The organism is Sulfitobacter sp. 1A15299, from assembly GCF_043556915.1.
GTDB lineage: Bacteria > Pseudomonadota > Alphaproteobacteria > Rhodobacterales > Rhodobacteraceae > Sulfitobacter.
In genome coordinates this window covers 137,482-151,264 of sequence record NZ_JBIFFJ010000001.1, presented here as the reverse complement: position 1 = coordinate 151,264, position 13,783 = coordinate 137,482, and the positions used below count along the sequence as shown (strand labels likewise).

Annotated in this window: 13 protein-coding genes; 4 read left to right on the top strand and 9 right to left on the bottom strand. The window is 62.9% G+C overall.

What is annotated here, in order from left to right:
- Position 1: 1 nt before the first annotated feature.
- The 3 genes from ACGYK7_RS00710 to ACGYK7_RS00700 form a co-directional block, all read right to left on the bottom strand.
- A complete protein-coding gene (locus tag ACGYK7_RS00710; RefSeq protein WP_394398077.1) occupies positions 2–730 on the bottom strand; it encodes a metallophosphoesterase family protein in 729 nt (242 codons plus the stop codon).
- Between the two features lie 135 nt (positions 731–865).
- Positions 866–2,461, bottom strand: a complete 1,596-nt coding sequence (serA, locus tag ACGYK7_RS00705; protein WP_394398075.1) for a phosphoglycerate dehydrogenase — start codon at positions 2,459–2,461, stop codon at positions 866–868.
- 94 nt (positions 2,462–2,555) lie between these two features.
- Positions 2,556–3,719 carry a phosphoserine transaminase gene (locus ACGYK7_RS00700; RefSeq protein WP_394398074.1) on the bottom strand — a complete coding sequence of 388 codons (1,164 nt, stop codon included), beginning with the start codon at positions 3,717–3,719 and terminating at the stop codon, positions 2,556–2,558.
- 154 nt (positions 3,720–3,873) lie between these two features.
- Here ACGYK7_RS00700 and serB point away from each other — a divergent pair, with 154 nt between their 5' ends.
- The gene (serB, locus tag ACGYK7_RS00695; RefSeq protein WP_394398072.1) at positions 3,874–4,749 is read left to right on the top strand and encodes a phosphoserine phosphatase SerB; all 876 of its coding nucleotides are present in this window, start codon (positions 3,874–3,876) and stop codon (positions 4,747–4,749) included.
- Positions 4,750–4,803: 54 nt separating this feature from the next.
- On the opposite strand, the gene ACGYK7_RS00690 is transcribed toward serB, so the two are convergent.
- Entirely contained in the window at positions 4,804–5,784 is a 981-nt protein-coding gene (locus ACGYK7_RS00690) for an asparaginase (protein ID WP_394398071.1), read from the bottom strand.
- Positions 5,785–5,970: 186 nt separating this feature from the next.
- Here ACGYK7_RS00690 and ACGYK7_RS00685 point away from each other — a divergent pair, with 186 nt between their 5' ends.
- Complete coding sequence (locus ACGYK7_RS00685) at positions 5,971–6,495, top strand: invasion associated locus B family protein (RefSeq protein WP_394398069.1); 525 nt, start codon at positions 5,971–5,973, stop codon at positions 6,493–6,495.
- A 347-nt stretch (positions 6,496–6,842) separates the two neighbouring features.
- Here ACGYK7_RS00685 and ACGYK7_RS00680 read toward each other — a convergent pair whose 3' ends face one another.
- From ACGYK7_RS00680 to ectA, 4 genes are read right to left on the bottom strand one after another with little or no spacing between them, the layout of a single operon-like run.
- A complete protein-coding gene (locus ACGYK7_RS00680) occupies positions 6,843–8,279 on the bottom strand; it encodes an aspartate kinase (RefSeq protein WP_394398067.1) in 1,437 nt (478 codons plus the stop codon).
- Between the two features lie 5 nt (positions 8,280–8,284).
- Complete coding sequence (locus ACGYK7_RS00675) at positions 8,285–8,677, bottom strand: ectoine synthase (protein ID WP_067261585.1); 393 nt, start codon at positions 8,675–8,677, stop codon at positions 8,285–8,287.
- A gap of 5 nt (positions 8,678–8,682) precedes the next feature.
- The gene (ectB, locus tag ACGYK7_RS00670) at positions 8,683–9,975 is read right to left on the bottom strand and encodes a diaminobutyrate--2-oxoglutarate transaminase (RefSeq protein ID WP_394398065.1); all 1,293 of its coding nucleotides are present in this window, start codon (positions 9,973–9,975) and stop codon (positions 8,683–8,685) included.
- 53 nt (positions 9,976–10,028) lie between these two features.
- Positions 10,029–10,562 (bottom strand): diaminobutyrate acetyltransferase, encoded by a 534-nt coding sequence (gene ectA / locus ACGYK7_RS00665; RefSeq protein WP_067261582.1) that lies wholly within the window; start codon positions 10,560–10,562, stop codon positions 10,029–10,031.
- Positions 10,563–10,796: 234 nt separating this feature from the next.
- On the opposite strand from ectA, the gene ACGYK7_RS00660 reads away from it, so the two are divergent.
- The gene (locus tag ACGYK7_RS00660; RefSeq protein ID WP_394398063.1) at positions 10,797–11,297 is read left to right on the top strand and encodes a MarR family winged helix-turn-helix transcriptional regulator; all 501 of its coding nucleotides are present in this window, start codon (positions 10,797–10,799) and stop codon (positions 11,295–11,297) included.
- Positions 11,298–11,387: 90 nt separating this feature from the next.
- On the top strand, positions 11,388–12,569 hold the full coding sequence (gene rlmN / locus ACGYK7_RS00655; protein WP_394398061.1) for a 23S rRNA (adenine(2503)-C(2))-methyltransferase RlmN: 1,182 nt from the start codon (positions 11,388–11,390) through the stop codon (positions 12,567–12,569).
- On the opposite strand, the gene ACGYK7_RS00650 is transcribed toward rlmN, so the two are convergent.
- Positions 12,566–13,696 carry an NAD(P)/FAD-dependent oxidoreductase gene (locus ACGYK7_RS00650; protein ID WP_394398059.1) on the bottom strand — a complete coding sequence of 377 codons (1,131 nt, stop codon included), beginning with the start codon at positions 13,694–13,696 and terminating at the stop codon, positions 12,566–12,568. The genes rlmN and ACGYK7_RS00650 overlap by 4 nt on opposite strands.
- Between the last annotated feature and the right edge of the window lie 87 nt (positions 13,697–13,783).

Sequence of the window (13,783 nt, the reverse complement as noted above, 5' to 3'; positions counted from 1 at the left end):
CTCAGGGGCGCAGGCGATTGCGCCCCTGCTGCGTGAGAACCCAAACGTCCTCCCCTTCAAACACCGCCGCGCAGAGCGGTTTGCCATAGCCCGCCCCGGTGTCGAGGTTCACCCGATTGCCATAGTGCATGGCGCTGTCGACCGGCGTGTGGCCGTGCACGACCAACTTAGGATGCGGCGCGATATATTGGTGAAACTCCTTGCGGATCCACAACAGATCATTCTCGCGCTGATCGCCTAACGGCACCTCGGGGCGGATGCCCGCATGGGCAAAGAAAAGGTCGGGCGTTTGATGCGACAGGGCGAGGGTCTTGAGGAAATCCACATGGCTCTGCGGCACCGCTGCGCGGGCTTTCTCATGCACCTCTGACATCCGGTCGCGCCCGCTGACCGACACGCCGTAGGAGTTCAGCGTCGTGTCGCCGCCCAAACGCGGGTTCAGCCAGTTAAGCTCAACCAGCAGCAGCGGATCGTGGCGAGGGAAATCCTCCATGAACCAGCTGAACATCCGATCGTGATTGCCCATCAGGAAGGTCCAGTTGCGGCCCTCGGCCCTGCCCTGGGCCAGCCGTTCGATCACCGCTTTGCTGTCGGGGCCGCGGTCGGTGTAGTCGCCCAGAAAGACGATCTGCGCCTCCGGCCCGCCGTCTTCTTCGATCAGGGTCAAGACGCGCTCAAGCTCGGCGGCGTAACCGTGGATGTCTCCGATGGCGTAGATGGGGCTGGGCATGATCGTTCCTGTCCTTCTGAACCCCCTCGTGATGCCGCAAAGCGGCGGGGAAGGGAAGGCTGAGCCGCAAGATGCCCCCGAAAGCAAAAGCGCCCCACGAGGGGGCGCTTCCAGATTGTGCAGGTCGTGCGGGGCTTAGGCCACGTCGAATTGCAGCGGCTTGATCTGCCGGAACATGCCGGTGTCGCGCAGTTTGCCGATCACCGTCTCGGGCACCTGATCGTCGACATAGAGTAGGGCAATCGCCTCGCCCTTGGCGGTGTGGCGGCCAAGGGTGAAGTTGGCGATGTTCACGCCGTTTTCGCCCATGGTCTGGCCCAGCGTGCCGATGATGCCCGGCACGTCTTCATTGGTGGTATAGAGCATGTGCTCCCCGATCTCGGCGTCGATGGTGATGCCCTTGATCTGGATAAAGCGCGGCTTGCCGTCCGAGAAGACGGTGCCCGCGATGGAGCGTTCGCGCTTTTCGGTCACCACAGTCACTTTCACATAGCCGTCGAAGACGCCGGATTTGTCTTGGTTGGTGGTCGAGATCTGGATGCCCTTTTCACGCGCGACCACGGGGGCGGAGACCATATTCACGTCCGGGTTGGCGCGTTTCATGATGCCCGCCACAACGCCGCAGTTCAGCGCCTTGAGGTTCATCTTGGCGACAAAGCCGTCATAGAGGATGTTGATCGCCTTGATCGGCTCGTCCGTCATCTGGCCAATGAAAGCGCCGAGGTGGCCAGCAAGCTTGACCCACGGCCCCATGACCTTGGCTTCCTCGGCGGTGACCGAGGGCATGTTGAGCGCGTTGGTCACGGCCCCGGTGAGCAGGTAGTCGGACATCTGTTCGGCCACCTGCAGGGCCACGTTCTCCTGCGCCTCGGTGGTCGCGGCACCGAGGTGCGGGGTGCAGACCACGTTGGGCAGGTTGAAGAGCGGGTTCTCCTTGGCCGGTTCTTCGGCAAAGACGTCAAAACCCGCGCCCGCCACATGGCCCGATTTCAGCAGATCGGCCAGCGCTTCCTCGTCCACCAGACCGCCGCGGGCGCAGTTGATGATGCGCACGCCTTTCTTGGTCTTCTCGAGGTTCTCACGGCTCAGGATGTTCGCGGTCTGCTCGGTGTAGGGAACGTGCAGGGTGATGAAATCGGCGCGCGAGAGAAGCTCGTCCAACTCGACCTTCTCGACGCCCCTCTTCTCGGCCTTCTCCTCGCCCAAGAAGGGGTCATAGGCCACGACCTTCATCTTCAGCCCGCGCGCGCGGTCGCAGACGATGCCGCCGATGTTGCCCGCGCCGATCACGCCAAGGGTCTTGCCGGTCAGCTCGACCCCCATGAACTTGGACTTTTCCCATTTGCCAGCGTGGGTGGAGGCGCTTGCTTCGGGGATCTGGCGTGCCACGGCGAACATCATCGCGATGGCATGTTCGGCGGTGGTGATCATGTTGCCGTAGGGCGTGTTCATCACGATCACACCCTGTTTCGAGGCGGCTTCCTTGTCGATGTTGTCGGTGCCGATGCCCGCGCGGCCAATCACCTGGAGGTTCGGCGCGTTGGCAAGGATCTTTTCCGTCACCTTGGTGGCCGAGCGGATGGCGAGGCCGTCATAATTGCCGATGATCTCGGCCAGTTTGTCTTTGTCCTTGCCCAGATCGGGCTGGAAATCCACGTCGATGCCGCGGTCGCGGAAGATCTGAACGGCAGCTTCGGAGAGTTTGTCGGAGATGAGTACTTTGGGAGCCATCTGTCTGGTCCTTCATAAACGGGGTCAGCGGTGCGCAGAGATGCGCAACCGACGAGAGGGGGAGTAGGGTGCGCGATCCTCGCGCACCATCGCGTCACGCGTTGATTTCGGCCTCGAAAGCCCATGCAAGCCACGGCAGCATCGCTTCGATGTCCGCCGTCTCGACCGTGCCGCCGCACCAGATGCGCAGACCCGGAGGGGCATCGCGGTAAGCGCCGATGTCGAGGGCTGCGCCCTCATCTGCCAGCCGCTTGGCCACGGCCTTGGCAAAGGCGGCGCCGTCTTTGATGCGCGCGTCGGTGAACTTCAGGCAGACCGAGGTGTTGGAGCGTGTCGCCGGATCGGTCGCGAGGAAGTCGATCCAGTCATGCGCTTCGACGAAATCCGCCACGGCCTTGGTGTTGGCATCGGCGCGTGCGATCAGACCTCTGAGGCCGCCCACGGACTTGGCCCAGTCGAGCGCCAGCAGGTAATCTTCGACGCAGAGCATGGAGGGCGTGTTGATCGTCTCGCCTTTGAAAATGCCTTCGTTCAGCTTGCCGCCCTTGGTCAGGCGGAAGATTTTTGGCAGCGGCCATGCGGGCGTGTAGCTTTCCAGCCGTTCCACGGCGCGGGGGGAGAGGATCAACATGCCATGCGCCGCTTCGCCGCCCAGCACCTTCTGCCAAGAGAAGGTCGTCACATCGAGCTTGTCCCACGGCAGGTCTTGCGCGAAAGCGGCGGAGGTTGCGTCGCAGAGCGTGAGGCCCGCGCGGTTCGCCGGGATCACGTCGCCGGTGGGCACGCGCACGCCCGAGGTCGTGCCGTTCCATGTAAAGCAGACGTCGTTGTCATAGTTCAACGCGGCCATGTCGACGATCTCGCCATAGTCGGCGGTGTGGACCTGCGCGTCGATCTTCAGTTGCTTGACCACGTCGGTGACCCAGCCCGCGCCGAAGCTTTCCCATGCCACCATCTCGGCCGGGCGTTCGCCCAAGAGCGACCACATGGCCATTTCGAAGGCGCCGGTGTCGGAGGCGGGCACGATGCCGATGCGGTAGTCGGCGGGCACGCCGAGCACTTCGCGGGTGGTCTCGATCGCCTCGGCGAGCTTGGCCTTGCCGGGCGCGGCACGGTGGCTGCGGCCCAGCGGTGCATCCGCGAGCTTGGTCAAATCGAATGTGGGGATTTTGGCGCAGGGGCCGGAGGAGAAACGCGGGTTTGCCGGTACGGCAACAGGTTTCGCTTCCGGGCGCGGTGCCGGTTGGTTCATAGCCATTGATGCTACCCTCTCAGATATTCGCCCTTCGTTGGGGAAGGGTGTCCCACTTGCCGGGATACGCGGGGAGGCCGGGCTGGCGCAAGTCGCAAAATGACGCTAGGACGCCGGTCATGTCGCTTTGCGCGGCGCGAATGATGCGGATCGGAAACTTATGTTCACGGCAATCTTATTGACCTCCCCCACCAAGCCCAGCCTCGACCCCGCGCTGGTGGAAAGCCTGCGCAACGCTTGGGGCGGGGGTGACGCGCTTTGGCTGGCCCCGGATGAGGCGGCGGAGTTCTCACTGTCCCAGATGCCGGAAAACCGTTGGGATGTCTGGGAAAGCTGCCAGTCTATGGGGGTCGATCTGGTGATCGTGCCGACAGAGGGCCGCCGCAAGAAGATGCTGCTCGCCGATATGGACAGCACGATGATCCAGCAAGAATGTATCGACGAATTGGCCGATGAGGCAGGCGTCGGAGAGCGCGTGAAAGAGATCACCGCCCGCGCCATGAACGGTGAGTTGGACTTCGACGGCGCTCTGCGCGAACGGGTGGGCCTGTTGAAAGGGCTAAAGGCCAGCGTGGTCGACAAGGTTTTGGCCGAGCGGATTACCCTGATGCCCGGCGGCGGGGCGCTGGTGGGCACGATGAAGGCCAATGGCGGCTATGCCGCGCTGGTCTCGGGCGGATTCACCGCTTTTACCGCCAAAGTGGCCGAGATGCTGGGCTTTGATGAGAATCGCGCCAATACGCTGCTGGTCGAACAGGCCGCGCTGACGGGCGGTGTGGGGCTGCCGATCCTCGGGCGCGAGGCCAAGGTGACTGCGCTGGAAGAGATCACGGCAAAGCTGGGCATCACCGAGGATCAGGTCATCGCCGTGGGCGATGGGGCCAATGATCTGGGCATGTTGGGGCGCGCGGGCATGGGGGTGGCGCTACATGCGAAGCCTTCTGTCGCGGCGGAATGTGACATCCGCATCAATTTCGGCGATCTGACCGCGCTGCTGTTCGTGCAGGGCTACGCGCTGAGCGAATTTGCGGGCTGAACCTGCTCGCGTGGCGCTGCCGCTTCTTTTGAGCCAAGCGGCAGCGCGAGAGGTCTAGAGCAGTCCCGCCGCCGGTTTCAGCATCCCGGTTTCAAGCCCGCGCCAGTTCTTGATCGGCGCGTTCATCCGCTTAAGCGCGGCGGGGTGGTTGGCGTCCAGCGCCCCCAGTTTGACCATCAGTGCGGTGATCGCGCATTCGGCGGCGCGGGTGGTGCCGCAGGCGGCTTTCAGTGCGATGCCCAGTTTGCGCTCGGGCCAGATGGCGATGAAGAAGCCTTCGGCCCCGGTTTTCAAGGCGACCTTGCCGTTCATCGCCCGCATCAGTTCCGTGCAGGCGCGGCCTTCGCCCGCGACGAGTTCGGGGTGCAGGCGCATGGCTTCGTGTAGGCGCGCCTCGGCAGAGCCTTCGGGGGCCGCGGCGAAATGCGCCATGGCGCGGGCCATGCCGTGCAGCGTGCAGGCGTAATTCGGGGCCGAGCAGCCGTCGATCCCATAGCCGGGGGAGGTTTCTTGGGTGACCGTCTCGAAAGCCTCAAGGCAGGCTTTCTGCACCGCGTGTTCCGGCTTTTCGTAATCCGCGCCGCCACCAAGGTGTTGGTTCAGCGTCAGGAAACCTGCGTGTTTGCCCGAGCAGTTGTTGTGGATCTGGCAGGGTTTCTCATGGGCGCGGATCAGCCCCTCCATCGCGTCGCGGTCGGCGGGCTCCTGCGGGCCGCAGCGAAAGGCGGCGTCGTCCAGACCCAAAGTATCAAGCCAGACGCCCACCCGATCGGTGTGGATGGCGGCCCCTTGGTGCGAGGCGCAGGCAAGCGCCAGTTGCTCGGTGCTCAGCCCCGCCTTGTCCGCCGCGCCGGAATTGATCAGCGGCAGCGCTTGGATCATCTTGGAGGAAGAGCGCGGCAAAATGATCTTTTCCGGGTCACCCCAAGCCTCGACGATCTGGCCGCTGGCATCGCAGATCACGGCATGGCCGGAATGCACGCTTTCCAGAAAGGGTCCGCGCCAGATTTCCGCAAAGGGGGCTGCTTTGGTCATGAGGTTCATCCTGTTTCTGGGCGAAAACCTGCCAATCAGGGTTTCGTCGGTCGCGCGTTTGCCGTTATTGTGGTTGGTGTCGAACAGATAACAGACGCCCGCAAGAGAGCAACCCGCCCGAGGTTGCCCGGTCGGGGTCTGTGGACGTGTTGAGGTCAAGGACGGCTGGAGGCTGGACAGATGGGAATGATGAAGACATGTGGTCTTGCACTTGGGGCGCTCGCCCTTGTGGCAAGCGGCGCTGTGGCGCAGGAGCAGAGCACCAACCGGGTGGCTGCCAAGACCGACTGGAGCGTCTTTGTAGAAGATAACCCGACAGAATGCTGGGGCGTCTCGACGCCGAAGGAAGTGGTCAACACGCGCGACGGGCGTGTGGTGGCGGTGAACCGGGGCCAGACGTTGCTGATGGTATTTTACCGCCCTTCGGCTGAGGCCAAGGGTCAGGTCGCTTTCACCGGCGGCTATCCTTTCGCTTCGGGCTCGACCGTGACAATGGATATTTCGGGCAGCAGCTACGAGCTGTTCACCGAAGGCGAATGGGCATGGCCCGCGACGACGGCGGATGACGCCAAGATCATCGCCGCGATGAAGCGTGGCGCGGATGCGACGCTGACTGGTCGCTCCTCGCGCGGGACGCAGACCAAGGACACATTCTCGCTTCTGGGCTTCACCGCAGCGGTGGAAGATGCGGAGAAGCGCTGCGGGGGGTGAGCCTCTGCGATTTGAGAGTTTGGGACGGCCTCGCGATTGCGGGGCCGTTTTTGTTTGGGGCGAACGTGCCACCCGGGCCCGGGACAAGCCGTAGGCGCCGGGCCATCGCCTGCCCGCCCGTCACGCCAGAGGCGTGTCAGACCATGCTGGGCGCACCTTCGGTGCGACCGGGTAGGCGATTTGGTGAAGCTGGGAGCGACTTCGCGGGCGCACATCATGGTTGAGGCATAAAGTGGTATCGAAAATATGTTGGTTCGCCGACCCGCGGGCAGGCGATGGCCCTTGCACGAAGAAGCCGCGGCTTCCTTTCGGGAGCCGCGGCTAAGGATGCGTCGTATATTTCGGCGTCAGGCCGCCCGCGACAGCGGCGCCGCCACCTCTTCCTCGATAAACGCACCGTGCAGCGCCTTGATCACCGGTTGCAGGCTCTCCCGCTCGACGATGAACTGCACGTCCACATTGCGCGGCCCTTGGCTCGCGCCGATGGCCGTCTCTCCGGCTTCGGCGATGGCCACGAGGCCACGTTGCAGCACCGACAAGCCATTCAGATCGCGCCCGATGACCGATGCCATGGACAGCGTGCGGGTGGTGATCTCGGCGGCGGGGTAAATCGCGGCCAGATCCTTCTCCACCCGGCGCATCGTTTTCAGCGAAGCGTCCAGATAATGGGTGATCGTATTGGCGTTTGAGACCTTCGAGACGATCCGCACATTGTGCCGTGTCAGCACGTCGAGGATCGCGGTGTCATAGCCTTTCACGCCGACCATGTCCTGCTCGAACAATTCCAGCGTGACGATGTCGAGGCCGGTCACGATCTCAACCGCGGGCGCTTCGGCCTGACGGTCATCGATCAGCGTGCCGGGGTCTTCGGGCTCGAAGGCATTGGTCACGCGCAGCGGCACGTCGGCCTGGCGCAGGGTTTTGGCCGCCTTGGGGTGGATCGCCTCCATCCCCATGTTCGAGAGCTGGTCTGCCACGTCGTAATTGGTGCGGCCAATTTTCTTGACGGCATGCTCGCCGACCAGTTTCGGGTCGCAGGACGACAGGTGGAATTCCTTGTGGATGATCGCCTCGCGCGCAGCCGTCAGGGCGGCGAGCTTGGAGAAGGTCACCTCGGAATAGCCGCGGTCGAACTCGCGCATCAGACCTTCGGCGCATTGCGCATAGCCGGTGACGATGGGCATTTCCGTCTGCGGGTCGATCCCCTCCATCGCCTGCGCGATGCGCTCGTCGAGCGTCACGTTGCCCTCGTCGCGCCAACCTGAGAGGTCGACGAAACGGGCGTTCACGCCAGCGCGTTGCAGCAGGATCGTGGTGACGAAGGCGGAATGCGCCTCGCCCAGACCGGAGAGCAACTCGCGAATTTGCAACATATGCTCCGACAGGCGGAAGTGGCCGTAGGCGCAGAGGCGCTGCAGGTCGATCAGACAGTTGCGGGCACCATGGGTGCGTTCGGACACGAAGGCGTTGGCCTGTTCGATGTCGCCGGGATGCTCCAGCACCTCACGGTGCACGCGCTGCATCTCGGCCGAGACGCGGGTCAGCGCCTCGTGCCAGCCGTGATCGTTGCTGGCGTTGGCCAGATGGGCGTAAACGCCCGGCTCGCCCGATTTCTTGTGCTCCAGCAACAGGTTCGTGATCCCGCCAAAGGCCGAGACCACGAAGACGCGCCCATAGATGTCCGCGCCCTTACGGTCACCGACAAAGAGCGTATCTTTGAGTTGGTTCACGCGGGACATGGACGTCCCGCCGATTTTTTCGACAGTGTGGGACGGTTGAGTCATAAAACTTAAGCGACCTCCTCGGCAGGCGCATAGGAACCATCTTCGCGGTGCACTTCGTTGCCGGTGACCGGCGGGTTGAAGCAGCACGCCATGTGCAGTTCTTCCTCTGCGCGCAGGGTGTGTTTGTCGTTCAGGTTCAGGGCGTACATGACGCCGGGGGTGATCTCATGCGTCTCGCCGGTGGCGAGATCGGTGATCGAGCCTTTGCCCTTCATGCAATAGACGCTCTCGAAGTGATGCTTGTAGTGAAACGTGTGCTCCGACCCGGCCTCAAGCACGGTGATGTGGAAGGAAAACCCCATCCCGTCATCGGCCAGAAGCATCCGTGTAGAGGTCCATTTCGCATCCGCCACGTGACGGTCTGTGCCCTGAAGTTTGTTAAAATCGCGTACAATCATCGGTATTACTCCGCTGCCAGTTTCATGTTGCCCGTCACATCGCGGGTCGCTTGCAGAAGGATATCAAAGCCTTCGCGCATAACCTTCTCCGGCGTGGTGAGCGGGGCAAGATATTTTACGATCTCGTCGTTTGCGCCCGATGTTTCGATCACGAGGCCCAATTCATAGGCACGCGCGCAGATCGCACCGGCCAGCTCGCCCGAGCCGACGTCGACGCCCTGCATCAGGCCGCGGCCTTTCAGCGTGGCGCCGTCGACCAGATCGGCCACATCTTTAAGCGCGGTGGTCAGCAGCACGGCTTTTTCGGCCAGCGACTTTTCAAACTTGTCATCGGACCAGAATTTCTCAATCGCAACGCGGGCGGTGACGAAGGCATGGGTGTTGCCGCGGAAAGTGCCGTTATGCTCGGCGGGCTTCCAGATGTCATGCTCAGGCGCGATCAGCAGGGCCGCGAAGGGCAGGCCAAAGCCGGAAAGCGATTTCGCCTGGGTGATCATGTCAGGCTTGATGCCGGATGCCTCGAAAGAGAAGAAGCTCCCCGACCGGCCACAGCCCGCCTGAATGTCGTCGACGATCAGCAGCGCGCCATGTTTGCGGGCGATCTTTTCGATGCCCTGCATCCATGCGTCGGAGGCCGCGTTCAACCCGCCTTCGCCTTGGATCGGCTCAAAGATAAAGGCCGCGGGCGCGTCGATGCCCGAGGAGGGGTTCGACAGCATTGCGTCGATCATCTCAAGCGTGTCCACGTTCTCGCCCAAGGCGCCTTCGAAAGGCATGTGGGTGACATCGGCCAGCGAGCCGCCGCCCGCGCCGCCGCGCTTGCCTTTGTTGCCGGTCAGCGCCAGCGCGCCCATGGTCATGCCGTGAAAGCCGTTGGTGAAGGAGATCACATTGGTCCGGCCTGTCACCTTGCGCGCCAGCTTGATCGCGGCTTCAACGGCGTTGGTGCCTGTCGGGCCGGTCATCATGACCTTATAGTCCATGCCGCGCGGCTTGAGGATTTTCTCCTCATAGGCTTCGAGGAAGGCCGCCTTGGTCTCGCTATGGAAGTCGAGGCCGTGGGCGATGCCATCAGCGGTGATATGCTCCACCAGTGCCTGCTTCATGTCCGGGTCGTTGTGCCCGTAGTTCAACGAAGAGCAGCCGGCGAGAAAGTCGATGTAGCGGTTGCCCTCGCCATCGAACATTTCCGAGCCGCTGGCCCGGGTGAAAACGGCGTTCATGCCACGGCAGTATGAGCGGGCCTCGCTCTCGCGGCGGGTAAAGATGGTCGTGCTCTGTGCCATATCCTTAGGCATAGGAATATCCTTTCTCTTCAAGAGAGTCTGTCGTGTGAATTGTCAGCTGCGGTTTACGCGGCGCGTTTCAGCGCGGCGGCCTCGGGCAGCGTGATCGTCACCATATGTTCGGTGTCATGCGCGCCCTCGAAATGGGCGTCTTTGGTAAAGTGGGGCGCATCGGACAGATCGCCGCCGATGTGGTTCGCAAAGCTGCGGAACAGCCCCCAAGAGGCGTCGTTATCGCGGGTGATCGTGGTTTTGAGGGTCTTGGCGTCCTCGGTCTCATCGCGGTTCACCAGTTCCATCAGCATGGTTTTGCCCAGACCAAGGCCGCGGGCCTTGGGGCTGACGGCGACCTGCCAGACAAAGAAGGCGTCTTGTGCAGGGATCATATGGCCGGAGATCCAGCCCACGATATCACCGTCCAATTCGGCCACCACGCAGGTGTCGCGGAAGTGGTCGGCTTGGATCAGGTTCGCATAGAGCGAGTTTTCGTCGAGCGGCTTACAGTCGCGAATCAACCGCCAGATGGCGGCTCCGTCCTCGGCATTGGGCTTGCGCAGCTTGGGTGTGCGGGCTTTTTTCATGTCGAGTTTATTCTGCATCCGTTCGTGGCTCCCTGATTGTTTCGATAGGCTAAATAAGTCATGCGCGGTAATACTTCAACAATCAAAGCAAATTACCTCAAAATACGCTTATAGCGTGGTTTTATCGCCATAGAACTGTGCATATTTGTTTCGTTTTTCGAACGAAATTAGGCGGTTTCGCTTAGCTATACTAAGCGATCAGGTGGGTTTTGAGCGATTGCTGAGAATGTCGCCAATGTGCAAAGATGCACCATGACGCAGAAACATCCCGACCGGGTCGACGAAAGTCTGATCGCTTTGCGCCGCATTTTGCGGGCCACTGAACTCTATGCGCGCGATCTGGCGCAGGCTGCGGGGGTGACCCCTGCGCAACTGCGCGTTTTGCAGATCGTGGGAGAGAAGAAAGACCCGACGGCCAAGACCCTCGCCAATCAGATGGGGGTGAGCCAAGCCACCGTGACCGCCTTGGTCGACAAGCTGGTGGCCCGCAGCTTGGTCTCGCGCCAGCCCTCGGCGCAGGACCGTCGGCAGACCAACATCACCCTGACCACCCAAGGCGAGGATGTCTTGGAAGAAGCCCCCGATGCGCTGCAACAGCGCTACGTCCGCGCCTTTGCGGGTCTGGCCGATTGGGAGCAGGCGCAGCTGGTGTCGTCGTTGGAGCGTGTGGCGGCGATGCTGAACGTGGACAGTCTGGATGCCGCGCCGGTTCTCGCGACGGGCGAATTGCGGACAAGCAAGAAGACCTATTGAGCGCGGTTCCAGAGCCTCGGCGGCCAAACCCTTTTGCAAATCGCGCCGTTTCTTATATAGAGACCCATCCCTAGCCAGTGAGTCTTTGAAATGTCCGCTTCCGCGCCCATCACCCAAGACGTGATGACCCTTCCCCGTAAGCTGCCCGAAGGGCCGATCAACCTTGTCGGCCTGACCCGCGACGCCATGCGCGACGCGCTGATCGCCCATGGCACGCCCGAGAAACAAGCGAAGATGCGTGTGGGGCAGATCTGGCAGTGGATCTACCAGTGGGGGGTGCGGGATTTCGATGCGATGACCAATCTCGCCAAGGCGTATCGTGCGCAACTTGCCGAGAATTTCGTCATCGAGGTCCCCGAGGTGGTGACCCGCGCGGTCAGCGAGGACGGCACCCGCAAGTACCTTGTGCGCATCGCGGGCGGCCATGAGGTCGAGGTGGTTTATATCCCCGAAGAGGGGCGCGGCACGCTTTGTGTCTCCAGCCAAGTGGGCTGCACGCTGACTTGCTCGTTCTGCCACACCGGCACCCAGAAGCTGGTCCGCAACCTTACGGCGGGGGAGATCATCGGTCAGGTCATGGTGGCGCGTGACGATCTGGGCGAATGGCCCGAAATCGGCGCGCCGAAAGATGAAACCCGGCTTTTGAGCAATATCGTGCTGATGGGCATGGGCGAGCCGCTCTACAACTTCGAGAACGTGCGGGACGCGATGAAGATCGCGATGGACCCCGAAGGCATCCAGCTTTCGCGCCGCCGCATCACGCTGTCGACCTCCGGCGTCGTGCCCGAGATTCACCGCACCGCCGCCGAGATCGGCTGCCAGCTGGCCGTGTCTTTCCACGCCACCACCGACGAGGTGCGCAACAAGCTGGTGCCGATCAACAAGCGCTGGAACATCGAGGCGCTGCTGGAGGCGCTGAAGGCCTATCCCAAGGTCAGCAACTCCGAGCGGATCACCTTTGAATACGTGATGCTGAAGGACGTGAACGACAGCGACGAAGACGCGCATCGTCTGGTTAAGCTGATTGAGGGCATCCCGGCCAAGATCAACCTCATTCCCTTCAACGAATGGCCCGGCTCACCCTACGAGCGGTCGTCGAACAACCGCATCCGGGCTTTTGCCAACATCATCTATCAGGCCGGCTATGCCTCGCCGATCCGCACCCCGCGCGGCGAAGACATCATGGCGGCCTGTGGCCAGTTGAAATCGGCAACCGAGCGCGCGCGCAAGTCGCGCAAGCAGATCGAGGCCGAGGCGGGGATGGGCGGTTAAGCCAGCCCCGCGCGGTCCCGTGCCAGCGCTTCTGCAGTGACACCCTCGGCGGCGATGTCGCCGGGGATTTCCTCTCCCCGCACCAATGCCGCCGCCGCGCGTGCCAGCGCCGGGGCGGTCTGGATGCCGTAGCCGCCTTGACCGGCGAGCCAAAAGAAACCCTCTCCCTCGGGATCGAACCCCGCCACTGGATCGCCGTCGGGCAGGAAGCTGCGCAGCCCGGCCCAGCGGCTTTCGATGCGCGGGCGCTCGAGGTCGAAGGCGGTTTCGATCCGGTCGATGCAGATCGCGATGTCCAACTCCTCGGGCTGCGCGTCGCAGGGCGGTGAGGGCGTGGCATCGGCGGGCGAAATCAGCAGCTTGCCCGCATCGGCCTTGAGGTAGAACTGCTCGTCAATATCCACCACCATCGGCCAACGGTCCGGCACCATGCCCTCGGGCGGGGCCACCGTCAGCGCCGTGCGGCGTTTCGGGGTGAGGCCCGCAGGCTTTAACCCGGCCAGTGTGGCGATCTCATCCGCCCAAGCCCCGGCGGCATTGACGATCACCGGCGCGTGGAAGGTGCCTTGGTTCGTGTCGACCTGCCAGTCACCCTCTTTGCGAAGCGCCTGCACCTCGGCCTTGGTGTGCAAAACGCCGCCCGCTGCGCGGAAAGTCTTGAGGTAGTGCTGATGCAGCCCGTTCACGTCGATATCCGCCGCCGAAGCGTCGCGCAGCCCGCCGGTGGCATAGCCTTTGCGCAGCAGCGGCACGAGGGTCTCGACCTCGGCCCCGCTCAGCGGGGTGACATGGGCGCCCAACGCCTCGGCACTGCGGGCAAGCGACGCCTGCTGGTCCTGCCGCGCGACGAAGACCGCGCTGCGGGGTTCCAGCAGCGGATGCGCCAGATGCGGGCTTTCGGGGTCGTGAAAGAAGGCGGCAGAGGCGCGGGAGAGGGCGCGGATCACCTCCGGCCCATAGGTCACCGTAAACAGCGCGGCAGAGCGGCCCGTGGTGTGATAGCCCGGCTGGCTTTCGCGCTCCAGCAGCAGCACCCGGCGGTCGCTGGACAGTTCGGCGGCGACAGAAGCGCCCGCGATGCCCGCACCGATGACGATGCAATCGAAACTTGTCGTAGAATTATCCATAACCTGCCCTCTCTGCGGGGAGGCTAGCACCGCCCGCAGCGGGGCAAAAGGGCCGAAGCGCAGTCAGTCTTTGCCCCTGCGGGCAAT

Excerpts from the sequence above, each read along its gene's own strand:
- ACGYK7_RS00710 (WP_394398077.1), bottom strand. The coding sequence starts at position 730 with ATGCCCAGCCCCATCTACGCCATCGGAGACATCCACGGTTACGCCGCC.
- serA (WP_394398075.1), bottom strand. The coding sequence starts at position 2,461 with ATGGCTCCCAAAGTACTCATCTCCGACAAACTCTCCGAAGCTGCCGTT.
- ACGYK7_RS00700 (WP_394398074.1), bottom strand. The coding sequence starts at position 3,719 with ATGGCTATGAACCAACCGGCACCGCGCCCGGAAGCGAAACCTGTTGCC.
- serB (WP_394398072.1), top strand. The coding sequence starts at position 3,874 with ATGTTCACGGCAATCTTATTGACCTCCCCCACCAAGCCCAGCCTCGAC.
- ACGYK7_RS00690 (WP_394398071.1), bottom strand. The coding sequence starts at position 5,784 with ATGACCAAAGCAGCCCCCTTTGCGGAAATCTGGCGCGGACCCTTTCTG.
- ACGYK7_RS00685 (WP_394398069.1), top strand. The coding sequence starts at position 5,971 with ATGATGAAGACATGTGGTCTTGCACTTGGGGCGCTCGCCCTTGTGGCA.
- ACGYK7_RS00680 (WP_394398067.1), bottom strand. The coding sequence starts at position 8,279 with ATGACTCAACCGTCCCACACTGTCGAAAAAATCGGCGGGACGTCCATG.
- ACGYK7_RS00675 (WP_067261585.1), bottom strand. The coding sequence starts at position 8,677 with ATGATTGTACGCGATTTTAACAAACTTCAGGGCACAGACCGTCACGTG.
- ectB (WP_394398065.1), bottom strand. The coding sequence starts at position 9,975 with ATGCCTAAGGATATGGCACAGAGCACGACCATCTTTACCCGCCGCGAG.
- ectA (WP_067261582.1), bottom strand. The coding sequence starts at position 10,562 with ATGCAGAATAAACTCGACATGAAAAAAGCCCGCACACCCAAGCTGCGC.
- ACGYK7_RS00660 (WP_394398063.1), top strand. The coding sequence starts at position 10,797 with ATGACGCAGAAACATCCCGACCGGGTCGACGAAAGTCTGATCGCTTTG.
- rlmN (WP_394398061.1), top strand. The coding sequence starts at position 11,388 with ATGTCCGCTTCCGCGCCCATCACCCAAGACGTGATGACCCTTCCCCGT.
- ACGYK7_RS00650 (WP_394398059.1), bottom strand. The coding sequence starts at position 13,696 with ATGGATAATTCTACGACAAGTTTCGATTGCATCGTCATCGGTGCGGGC.